Source organism: Flavobacterium sp. RSP15, assembly GCF_003968755.1.
Taxonomy (GTDB): Bacteria; Bacteroidota; Bacteroidia; order Flavobacteriales; family Flavobacteriaceae; genus Flavobacterium.
In genome coordinates, this window is sequence record NZ_RYDL01000015.1 from 13,330 (window position 1) to 25,155 (window position 11,826).

General features: G+C 36.5%; 6 protein-coding genes. All 6 read right to left on the bottom strand.

Annotated features, from left to right (window positions below; all coding sequences use genetic code 11):
- Window positions 1-59: 59 nt before the first annotated feature.
- The 6 genes from EKM00_RS12985 to ruvA all read right to left on the bottom strand — a co-directional run bounded on the left by EKM00_RS12985 (window position 60) and on the right by ruvA (window position 11,772).
- Window positions 60-2,213 carry a gliding motility protein RemB gene (locus tag EKM00_RS12985; protein ID WP_126516470.1) on the bottom strand — a complete coding sequence of 718 codons (2,154 nt, stop codon included), beginning with the start codon at window positions 2,211-2,213 and terminating at the stop codon, window positions 60-62.
- Window positions 2,203-2,946 carry a deoxyribose-phosphate aldolase gene (deoC, locus tag EKM00_RS12990; protein WP_126516471.1) on the bottom strand — a complete coding sequence of 248 codons (744 nt, stop codon included), beginning with the start codon at window positions 2,944-2,946 and terminating at the stop codon, window positions 2,203-2,205. The genes EKM00_RS12985 and deoC overlap by 11 nt, the downstream gene beginning before the upstream one ends.
- Window positions 2,947-3,167: 221 nt before the next feature.
- The gene (locus EKM00_RS15220; protein WP_126454173.1) at window positions 3,168-3,584 is read right to left on the bottom strand and encodes a VanZ family protein; all 417 of its coding nucleotides are present in this window, start codon (window positions 3,582-3,584) and stop codon (window positions 3,168-3,170) included.
- Window positions 3,523-3,903 (bottom strand): glycine cleavage system protein GcvH, encoded by a 381-nt coding sequence (gene gcvH, locus EKM00_RS13000; RefSeq protein WP_126454175.1) that lies wholly within the window; start codon window positions 3,901-3,903, stop codon window positions 3,523-3,525. The genes EKM00_RS15220 and gcvH overlap by 62 nt, the downstream gene beginning before the upstream one ends.
- A gap of 93 nt (window positions 3,904-3,996) precedes the next feature.
- Window positions 3,997-11,163: a T9SS outer membrane translocon Sov/SprA gene (gene sprA, locus EKM00_RS13005; RefSeq protein ID WP_126516472.1), complete on the bottom strand. Its 7,167-nt coding sequence runs from the start codon at window positions 11,161-11,163 to the stop codon at window positions 3,997-3,999.
- A gap of 27 nt (window positions 11,164-11,190) precedes the next feature.
- Window positions 11,191-11,772 carry a Holliday junction branch migration protein RuvA gene (gene ruvA / locus EKM00_RS13010; RefSeq protein ID WP_126454179.1) on the bottom strand — a complete coding sequence of 194 codons (582 nt, stop codon included), beginning with the start codon at window positions 11,770-11,772 and terminating at the stop codon, window positions 11,191-11,193.
- Window positions 11,773-11,826 lie beyond the last annotated feature (54 nt).

Genomic DNA, 11,826 nt, shown 5'->3' on the forward strand with positions numbered 1-11,826 from the left:
ATCAAAAGGGATTTGACAAAAAACAATTCATAAAAAACTTTTTAAAATGAAAATGAAAACTAATAGTCAAAATACCAGTTAAAAATGTCTGCCCTCAGCCCTAGAGTAAACCAAGTACTACTTTCATTAAATGCAGTTGCCGTATTTTTTGAAGGATCAAAAGTCCTGTAAATATAGCTTCCAAAAAACTTTAAGTTGGTTGCCGGATTAACTAAATAGCCGCCCTGAAAGTCCGCAATAAAAACAGCTGTTTTGTTTCCTTGACCCACTTTTACACCACTGTCAAACGGCCTATTTTCATCATAATCCTTGTAAATATTTCCTCCATAATTAAAACCATCATCTGCGCTGTCAAAATCCAGGCCTCGAGTCCCCATAGTTATTTTTGCGTCAGCAAAATACCTTCCTTTATGGTATCGGGCAATTGCAATAAATTCCTTAAAATTTCCGCCCCACTGATGTCCTATACTTTGATTATTATGTCCATAATTTGTGATTGGAGCACTATGAGAATATACATACGGACGAACATGATTGTACTCTAGCTGCATTAGTAAATTATCCACTTTGAAAGCATCAAAATATTTAATTCCAAGTTGGTATCCGTATTTATTTTTCCAACTGTTATCACGCTTTTTTACATCCCCAAGCGAAAATTCATCGAGAACAAATTGTCCGTACAGGTTAATTTTGTTGCTCCATTTGTATTTATAAGTCAATCCTAAAAGCGCATTTCCGGTTCTTGCTGATGAAGCAAATTCGACCGCACGATAAAAAATTATGGGATTTACAAAACTCATGTCAAATCCTCGCTCATTGGTATTTGTCCAAATCACAGATTCGAAGAAACCTAGATTGAGCCTGTTCGAAACATTCCAACTCAAATAATGGTTGGCCATAAACTTCGTAGCGTAGGTTCTTTCCAGCGTAGCGTCCGGGCGAACATCTTTAAGCCACATATAAGTATTGGTATATTTTATTTTCCAAAAATTAGTATTCAATTTAAAATAAGGATAAGGACTGGCGCCATCACTTTCTAACAAAGAGCGATAACCATCCCCAATAAAATTTCTTCCGTAACCCAATTGCATATCAATATGTTTGCTGGGCGCAAAAGTCAAATTGGCTTCGGCCAAAGGAAAATCATACGAATCCGTTTTGAAATCTTTTGCAATTCCGATTCCCGGAATAATCGCAGGATTGCCTCCATCCGGTTTGATTGACTCAGCATACCGATTGTAATAATCCGCAAAACGACCCTGACTTTCAAAAATGGTTGTGGTAAAATTGAGTTGTTTTCCTATACCACCACGAAAATTTATCCCTCGTGTATTTACATAAGTATAAGAAGCCTCCGTTTGGGTGGCCTTCCCAAGCTGCAGGTCAAAAATAGGGTTAACTGTAAACCAATAGTCTTCCCCTTGAATTGCAACTGTACTCTCATTCCATAATTTTCTGGCCCACCAGCCGGAAACATTCTTTTTCAGCTTTTCATTGGCTCCTCTTAAGTCATAGTATTTTGACACCTCCGTATACGTATATGGTTTTGATGCCGTATGATTATTGCTCCCCACTTGATTTAACGAAGCATCAAATTGCGCATAATAACTGTGTGAAAAGGGCACATTCAAATGGCTATCAAATTCAGGGTTATTAAATTTTTTATACACGATGCTATCCAGTTCTGTTACCTTTTTATTGCTACTAGGCAGGAATTCGGCTTTCGCCAAAGTTTCAGCAACAACTTCTTCCCTGCTTTTTAAAGGAATTGCAATCGTCATTGTAAACTTATTATAGGTGGGGATACCGTTGTAGGTTGAAGGTTGAATTTTAGGCAATTCTGCAAATACTCTTCTAGTTTCTTTTATTAATTCCTGATGTATGGCATCAACATAAATCACTTTAAAAACCCCCGTGTTGTCTACTTCAAAGAGCACTTTTACCGCTCCTTGAAAATCGCTTTGGACTAGGTGCTCTGGAATTTCAAAGTTTTGAAAAACAAAATCCTGAACCTGATTATAGAAACAGCTTTCTAATGCTTCGGATTGCAAGTTTACACAATCTGGAAAAACAGGAAATCGTTCGGCTGAATTTCCTGACTCTTGCAGTAAACTATTAATCTGCTGAGCGTTTGTATAGAAAGAAGACAGGAACAAAAGCATTACAAACACTGTTTTTTTTACCTCAATTTCCTTTATAAATCTAATATTCATTATGTGAATTTTGACCGTTAGCAATCATTTTAGCTCCCGAAGTTCCTATTCGTCTTACGCCTAATCGGATCATTTCAACAGCTTCCTCATACGTCCGCACTCCTCCGGCAGCTTTTACCGGTAAAGGCGACGCATTTTCGAGCATCATTTTTATAGCAGGAATCGTAGCGCCATTGGGCAGATTATTTTCCGTTTTATAAAATCCGGTTGAAGACTTCACAAAAATCGTAGCGAACAACTCTTGCTGAAAATTAGAGACAATAACATTTTTAATCAAACTTGATAATTGGATGATTTCTTTATCATTGAGCGCTGCAACTTCAATAATCCACTTTACAACTTTCTTATTGGCCAATCCCAATTGCGTACACTTTAGAATTTCATCTTTGACCAAGTCAATTTCACCATTTTTGAAGGCTTCATAATTACAAACAAAATCCAGATCATCAGCCCCATTGTCTATAGCCTGTCCGGCCTCAATCAACTTCTGTTCAATTGAAGATCTGCCCTGCGGAAAATCAATTACCGTTCCTATTTCCAAATTTGAATGTGCCGAAAGAATCATTTTTCTAGCTAAAGGAACCATCTCGGGTCGTACCATAATGAGTTTAAAGCGTTCCTCAATGGCTTCCTGAATAAATCCCTGAGCCACAAGCGTATTTTCTTCATGACTGAGACCCGCTTGTACCGCAGTTTTCAAATAGGTTGAGTCTAAATATTGCTTGATATCCATAGCTATTTTGATTTCATAATTATAGTGAACTCTGACTGACAAAAATACATTTTATATGCACATGAGCTTAGTGCTAGATCGTACAATTTAATTATTTTTGATACTACAACTGATACTTTCACTACCTTAAAAATAGTAAAAATCCTGTTCCGTAAAACCGCAACTCTTCGAGTGCCTAAAACATAAAATCCCACAAGAAGTGGGACTTTATCTTTGTGTTTTTATTTCTTAAACAGCACCGCGATTGCTACTGCCAGCACCGCACCGGATGTATTTGCTGAAACATCATATATGTCTGCATGTCTGGAAAGGGTAAACAACTCTTGTGAAATCTCGATTACTATTCCAAAAAAAAAGGAAAACAAAAAAGAAAACACTAACGGTTTTAAACTATTCGAACTGCTTATCTGTTTTTTTAAAAACAAATAACAAAAGGACGTTAGTACAAAATGAAAAAAAGCATGGACATATTTATCTATATTGGACACATTCCCAAGAGGGACATTGTTCAATTGTATTAAACAAAAAAAGGCAATAATTCCAGCCCATACAATAGCTGCCCACAAAAATAGTTGCTTATGCACCAATAATTTCTTTATACGAATCACTCGAAAGAAGCGAATCAAATTCAGCAACATTAGTTACTTTAATTTTTACCATCCATCCGGCGCCATAAGGATCTGAGTTGACACTTTCCGGAGTGTTCTCTAGTGCGTCGTTAAAAGCGATAATTTCTCCTGAGAGAGGAAGAAACAAATCAGAAACCGTTTTAACCGCTTCCACAGTCCCAAAAACCTCATCTTTCTCTAAAGTCTGATCTAAAGTTTCCACCTCAACATACACGATATCACCTAATTCTTTTTGCGCAAAATCAGTGATTCCTACTGTTGCAATATCCCCTTCAAGGCTTACCCATTCGTGATCTTTTGTGTACTTTAAATTTGCTGGTATGTTCATATTATTGTAATTGATAATTATTAAATGATAATTTGAATTTTATGTGACAAATGTAGCAATCTCAATTCAAATCTGGTTTAGATTTAAAGAAAATTAATTCCCAAAATTATACCGAAGTGTAAACCCGGAACGAACATTTGTCAGTGGAAAAGAAGTCGAGATTACTGCTTTAGAAAAAGAATGATCGTAATAGAAAATAGCCGTAAGGTTTTTACTAAAGGAATAATCAGCTTTTACGGTAAGTGACCACAAATTTTGACCGCCTGCCAGCTGATTGTTGTTATAATCCAAGTACCTTACAATGGTTTGATTGTTGCGATAGGACAAATCTGCTTTCAAATTAATATCGCTTTTTATTATTCCTGTGGCATTATCTGCGAGTCTGGAAGAAAAAATAACATCTTTGAAACGGTAGCCTAGCCCCACCACATATTCAATTCCTTTGACTTCGGTCAATAAATTATTATCAAAACTCATGGATAACGCTCTGTCTTTTTTGATTTCGGCCAATACTTTCAAGGAACTTTTCAGTTCAAAATCCATTCGCAACAACGGATTAAATTGCTCTACTAAATTAATATTAGACATGATGGTTTGATTAAAAAAATTACCACTTGCATCAGTTCCGTCGGGTGTTTTATCGTATTCAAAATTTGATCTGAATGCATTTATCGTATATGAAGCCCTGTAATTATGCTGCAGGGAGAATCGTTTGAAATTCTTTTTAAAAACTTCATAACGCATCAGTCCGTTATATTTCACAGCCCAGTTTGGGATTGGAAAGCTTCTAAAAATTCCCAGCGAAACAGCAGAAGCATCTCCCCCGGAATAAGCAGCTAAAAACGCTGGTAACAATACGGCCTGATTATTTTTTCCATAACCCAAAGGGAATCCTTCCGGATCCAGGTTACTCGGATTATTAATGTCGATGCCGCGCTGTGTTGCCAGTCTATTTGCCACAGTAAGCCTGTTTGATCTAAAGTCATCAAATGCAGCTGATATATTTTCATCACTACCCGAAAAGGAAGTTTTTATCAGAACGGTCGATATCGAGAAAATACCCGCCGTGTATGGAGATCTTGCGTTATAAACGCCATCGGTGACGTCATATTGTTCCGAAAAATTTTCAGAGTAGGCCCGGTCTAAAGTCAAATCAATTTTTAAATCCGGCAGTAAATCTACATTTGCTGTAGCTTTAAATAATTTATTTGTCACTCGGGAAAAATTTTGGTTGAAATCCGGATAATTGGTCAGCCATCCATTTTTTGCTGCTTCAAAGCGAACATCATCCTGACTTCCAAAAATAAATCCCAACGATGGTCTTGAAGAACCCAGAAACCCCACGCTTGGTGTGTATCCCGGTAAAACGGTACCGCTATTGTGTGTATAGGTCATCTGAATATTTTTGACACTGGTCAACATCCCAATCAAACCATCTACAAATGGATTGTTTTTTGGAGCTTGGTTTGCATTCCTATTTACTATTTTTTCTCCCGGTTTTGGAGCAGTCATTCTAGGTTTAGGTACGGTCTTAGTACTGTTTTTGGCAAGTCCTAAATATTTATACAACAAATCCATATTGAATGTTGCATTCAAATTATTGGAATTTGCATTTTGAACGGTATTTCCCAGATTATAATTAGTGCCTTCAATTTGTATTTCTGACAAAGCATTACTAGTACGCTGCCAGCTGTAATCACCGGTATAAGAATACGTTGCTTTTACAAAACTGAACAACGGAATTTTATTAATTGGAATTTCATAATTCAAAACCAGTTGTTGCATGTGTTGATTTGGATCTCCCATGTCCCAATAACTATCCCAAATTGTAAACGTATCAATAGGTTCGTTATTCTCGTTCAAATAGCTTTTTACAATATTGCTGGATGAAGCGGTATAGTTTAATTTCAGTGATTTTGTCAAATTATAATTAAATCCATATTGGTAATTAAAAGCAAAATTTCTGCGATACAACGGATCAAGTCCTATGCCTTCCACCTCAACCTGTCTGAATTGCTGACGGTTGTATTGTCTAATAATATTGCTGTTAAACGAAATATTTGAAGGCAAATAATTAAAATTAAAATCACTCAGTAACTTCCAATAATTACTTTTTTTCATGAACTTAGTTTTCTTGAACGGCTCCACTGATTTTGGCTGAAATGTGTATGCATAATCTACAGAAGAGTTTACCTGTTGATCGATATAATCTTCGATTTCAAAATCATGTCTTTCTACTTCATTAAAAGATTGCGAAAAAGTAAAGTTTTCCGGGTCGTAAACATGCTGTTTTTGTTCCGGACCGCGTTCTTTTCTAACCCCGATAAAGTTTATGCTTTTGCGTTTTGTATAATCAATAGCTCTACTGGCAATATTATCTCTTTGATTTTGATCCGTGGTTTTATCCAGTAACTGTTTTAGTTTTATATCTTGATTAAAAGGATCGTATTCCGGCGTTATTGTTTCTTCGCCTATAGCGTAATTAAAAGGCAGGTTAATCTGCCATTTTGGAGGCAGTAATTTTCCTAAATTCACATTTGCAACAATAGTATACTGTTGCGTATCTTCTCTGCTTCTTTCATTTGGGCCTTGTTCCAATGCTCCAAAACCAATAGTGCTTTTTCTACCGGAAGCTGAAACAGTAGCGAAATCAGCTAAATTTGAATCAATATTCAACACTGCGGCCATTCCGCCTTTATTATCCATATCTGCCAGGCGAAGTTCGTTAAACCAAACTTCTCCTTTAATATCGTTGCGGGCATCATTATTTTTGACCCCAACCATCAAGGTTCGTACTAACCCAAAATTAGGATTCCCCTTAACTCCTATTCTTAATTTATTTATTTTATTGCCCAGGGAGGAATCCAATTCATCTTCATTTTGATAATAAATCCCATCTACTGGTAGTGTGGCAGGATCGATACTCATAGCCAGAATCTTCAATTGCGTTAATAAAGCAAGTGACAAATCAATTTCATTCTCTGCGGGCCAAACTGTTTCGGCACTCAAAGGCGAGCAATCAGAATTAGATGCTGATGATGGCGTGGTGACTTTTAAAGGAATTTCAATTTGGTAAAAATTCTGGGTAAAATCATTTCCAAAACGAATGAAACCTACCATTTGATTTTCTTGAAGTGCAATTTCGTTAGGTAACGATTCTGCATGCAAAAACATTTTTAATTTCTTGAATTGGCGCATATCAATACTAACATTTTTAAAAACGGCTCTGGAGTCTAATGGTTCCAGTCCGTTTCCGGATACCCGCAAGGCTAATGATTGTTCGTTTTGATTAATTACCGTGTTGTTATTAAACAGCTGTTCACGCGTTACGCCCGGTGGAGTAATGTAATTAACAGGACATCTTTGGTTGTTTTCCTGAACATTTACGGCTAAAACATCTAAATTAGTATTGTCATCGTCTATGTTAGTATCATTAAAATCAAGGGTATTGGTATAGCGTCTCCATTCTCCTCGAACTAAATCTAAGGCTCCAAAACGAACCGTTACTTGATCTTCAAAACCGGTCATAAACATTCTCATGAACCGTATGGATCTAAAGTCGGAAATATTTCCTATTGTGTTTTCAGGTTGCGAAACCGGAATTTTAAACTGCAGCCATCGGGCCTCTGTATTTGAACCATCGGGCAAGGTCACTTGCGTATTTCTAATATCCGTAATGTAATTTTGTCCCACGGCCATATTGGGCTGGACAGTAATGCTGTATTCATAATACGCATTAATGGTATTCATCGTATTATCCTTATTGATATCCTCGACATCAGGAAGAGTGGTAGACCCTCTGTTAGGATCATTGATATCTACTGTTGAGTTGCCATCAGTACCGTTGTACATTTTGTATCGATCAATAATGCCGCCTGATGCATTCAAGTAAAAAGTATAGTCATCTGCCGCTGGATCCAGCTCAGAAGCAAAATTAGTATATACTGATCCTTCATTAGCATTAGACAAACCATCTAAACCAATGTCTTGATTTTTTCTATTATCAACATTTGTGTCAAAAGCATAAATCAATGATTGAGAAGCCGGGACATCGCCCCATATTGGCTGTGGATTCACTACAATCTGATCCGGTCCTAATCCGTTTTCATATTGTTTTCTTCCATCTTTCAGGACATCCTCTGATATCTCTCCTAAGTTGAAGTATATTTTACCCGTATTTGTTTGTGCTGCCTGACCATTTCCTACGTACGGATCTAAAATCCAAAACTGGATGTATTCCACATTCCCTTGTTCGAAATTAGTCGAATTTAATGCTCGCATGATTCCACCAAAATTGTCTCTGGAATTTGCACCAACATTTAGGCTGTTGTTATATGGCCCCCGTTCTAAAGGATAATAACTTAAATCTAATGTGTTTATCACTTGTGATTGCCCTTGGGCGATATCTGTCAGGGGATACAATTCCTGACTAAAGATTCTTCGGGTAGAATTAAATGAAAGGTCTTCGTTAGAAATACCGGATGGCTTTTGCGTATAAAATATTGGATCAATAGAGTACCATGATAATTTGGCTCTTCTAAACCCATAACTTAGATCATTGGCACTGGCATTAAAATCATACGTACTAGTTGTGTTTTTTTCTGGGGTTGATGCAAGACTCCAAGAATATGGGCTTCGCATATCAATAGTAGATTGAGTTCCTTCAAAATCATCTACATAAATCGTAGATTCACCCTGAAATTGATCTGCTTTAGGCGAATCCGGTTTTAAGAAAGCAACTTCGCCTCGTATAGAAAGATTGGAAGGCACATCCGTATCCAGATTGGGTAATTTATTTACCAATCGAGTCAAGAATGGCACCTCGGTTGAAAAATTAGTATTAAATCCAAAAATAGTATTGTTGACCGATTCCTGTCCAAAACTCGATTTTTGAGTAAATGGCCTTTCGCTCATTTTCAAAAAAGTGGCTCCAACCACAAAATTATCAGCAATTTTATGCTCTACATTTACACCCATAAACCGTCTGGTTTGCTGGCCAAAAACAGAGTTGTTTTCCAATGACACCTCAATAGGCGTATTAGAGGCCTGAAGTGAAGCATCTAAAATCTGTACGCGACCCAATTGATAATTGACACTGTAGTCAATTCCTTCTACCAGAACCCTTCCTGCTGCGGTCACTACAACAGAACCTCTAGGAACATTAAAAGCGCCAATTGGTATTCCATCACCACCTGTAGATTTGTATTTCCCTCTTAATAAGAACTTATTTTTCTCACTATCCTGCAAAGCCCCTGATTGGGTGTTGCGGTACATATTGCGGAACACATATTTTTTCTGATTCTCATTATAAGAACTTACATTGTTATAATTTTCTATTAAAGCGGGGTTTGCTAATTTAGAAAACAATAATTCTCCAAACGGTTCTTTTGTGGTAAAAATAATTCTTCCGTTCTGAGCATCTATAGTCAGCCCTGGCATAAAGTCAAAAAAACCATCACCTCCGGCTTGCGGATCATTATTGAAATTTAATTTGTCTAAATTAAAAACTTTCAACAATGGTGTGCTGGTAACAGTATAATCTTTTGAGGGAATTTCATTTTTATTGTTAGCATCCGGAAAAGGACTTCCGGATACTTCCGTAATATAGTTTAGAGGCGAAGGATCCGTATAGAGAATATTAAATCTGAAATCTTCTTGTTTCAATTGATAGCCCCCTTGAATCTGATAGATATTTTTCATCATCAGGTTCCAAATAGGGTTTCTAACGTTAGTCAAATTACTTTTCAGCATTTTCAATATCAAACTTTGCGAGATAACCGCTTGATTTGAGGAACCATTCCCCGTAACCACCGTTGCATCTACTCCATCATTACCAAATTCCCCCACTTGATAGACCTGATCGCCGATGGTATATTGATACGCCACTGCCAGAACCTCATCATTTGCCAGTCGTTGTTGCAATGAAATATATCCTAATTGCGAATTAAAAGTATATTCATTTGGATTCAGTTTTCGAGCATTTTCTAGTTTAGAATAATCCTGTGCTTCACTTACTGTCACATTAAAACCGGAGTTTGCTGTTACAATTTCACGTATATTGGGATTCAGCAAACCTCCTCCTGTAGTAATTTGTGCAGGATCATAATCATTATTTGAATTGTCAGCAGGAGAATCTAAGGGATTATTAAAAATGCCTGTTGATGGATCTAAAACAACCACTTCGTTGTCTGCCAAACCCGATAATTGTCCTTCCCCTAAATCCTGAAGTGCAATAATATTTCTAAGGTTATTATTCGTGGTCGTGACACGGTTTTGCTTATTGGTTACCCAAATTTCGATCCGGGAGATCTGAACTCTACTATCAATAAAAGGATAATTTGCCAGGGATTTATCATACCTGTTTCTAAAATATTGGGATAAGAAAAAATGCCTGTCACTATCATAATCTAAGGCAAACATCTCAAAATCTTCAATTGTGCCTCCACCTTGAGCGATTAAACTTTTAGTCTGCGATTTTTGTTCCGAAAAAACACCGGTGACTGTCGTTTTCCCAAACTGTAATTGTGTTTTTACACCAAATAGACTTTGTGCTCCCCGGATCAAGGAACTATTCAATGGCATGCTGACATTACCCACTTCTATTTTTTGAATAATATCGTCCTCTGATGGTGCATATTCCAGCTTGATCAGGTTTTGAAAAGCAAATGTTGACTGCGTATCATAATTTACATTTACATTGAGCCGAGTCCCTACCTTTCCCATCAAACTCATGCTAATTCTTTGATCAAAATCAAATGAAGTAGTAGTCCTGTTTCTCGGGGAAAATGAGGGATTGTCTTGTTTGGTATACCGCATTCCTAAATCCATTTCAACAGATCCGGTAGGTTTTACATCAATGGTATTGCTACCAAAAACAGATTCAAAAAGCCCTGATTTTACGTAATATCGAGGTAATAAATCTCTTTTAGCAATTTCACTTCCTTCTTTTTTTCCATCAATAGCATCTACTTTTTTCTTGAAATAGTCCCGCATGGATTCCTTCAAAACAAGATTTTCATACTCTTTTGGTGTTAAAATAATCGGGTAATTAATAGAAAAACCATCCACGGAATTTGTATAGATATACCTGTCAGTTACAGGATCGTAGGTATATGCCGAAAGGATACTTTGAGGATTTTTTAACTGTACCTTTCCTATAGAAAATCCGGTTTTTACGGTATCCTGAACTGCCTGAGTTACTTGCGCGTTTGACATAAAACCGCAAAATAAAACAAGCGAAAAAATACAAATTTTATGCATACAACTCATGTTTCTTGAATCCCTGTTTTATAGATTTTTTAATGCTTTTTTGATGATTGTTTCCACTGTGGCGTCCGGATCCTCTTTAACAATTTTTTCTATAATTTTTTCTGAATTTTTTCGTACAAAACCTAAAACTTCCAAAGCTGATAACGCTTCATCTCGATTTGTATTGTTCTGTGACATAGAAACTTCATCTAAGTCGTATAATTTTAATACTTTCTCTTTTAGATCCAGTATTACTCTTTGTGCTGTTTTACTTCCAATTCCTTTTATAGACTGAATAGTAATTACATCCGCAGTCGCAATTGCTTGTATGATTTGTTTAGGATCTAGTGAGGAAAGCATTGTTCTTGCTATGCTCGCTCCTATTCCTGAAACGGACAATAACATTTTGAATATTTCTCTTTCTGACTTTTCCATAAAACCAAAAAGTGTATGCGCATCTTCTTTTATCTGAAGATACGTATACACTTTTATAAAATCTGTGCTTGGAAGTAACGAATAAGTATGTAAGGAAATGTTTACGTGGTAACCTACGCCACCACAATCAATAATTATGTGAGTGGGTGATTTCTCAACTAGTTTCCCTTGTAAGTGTGCTATCATGAATTAACAATATGTTAACAAATATAACAAAATTAGCATACTATTTTAGTAAAT

Coding starts and splice junctions, on each gene's coding strand:
- EKM00_RS12985 (WP_126516470.1), bottom strand. CDS start 2,213: ATGAATATTAGATTTATAAAGGAAATTGAGGTAAAAAAAACAGTGTTT.
- deoC (WP_126516471.1), bottom strand. CDS start 2,946: ATGGATATCAAGCAATATTTAGACTCAACCTATTTGAAAACTGCGGTA.
- EKM00_RS15220 (WP_126454173.1), bottom strand. CDS start 3,584: ATGTTGCTGAATTTGATTCGCTTCTTTCGAGTGATTCGTATAAAGAAA.
- gcvH (WP_126454175.1), bottom strand. CDS start 3,903: ATGAACATACCAGCAAATTTAAAGTACACAAAAGATCACGAATGGGTA.
- sprA (WP_126516472.1), bottom strand. CDS start 11,163: ATGCATAAAATTTGTATTTTTTCGCTTGTTTTATTTTGCGGTTTTATG.
- ruvA (WP_126454179.1), bottom strand. CDS start 11,772: ATGATAGCACACTTACAAGGGAAACTAGTTGAGAAATCACCCACTCAC.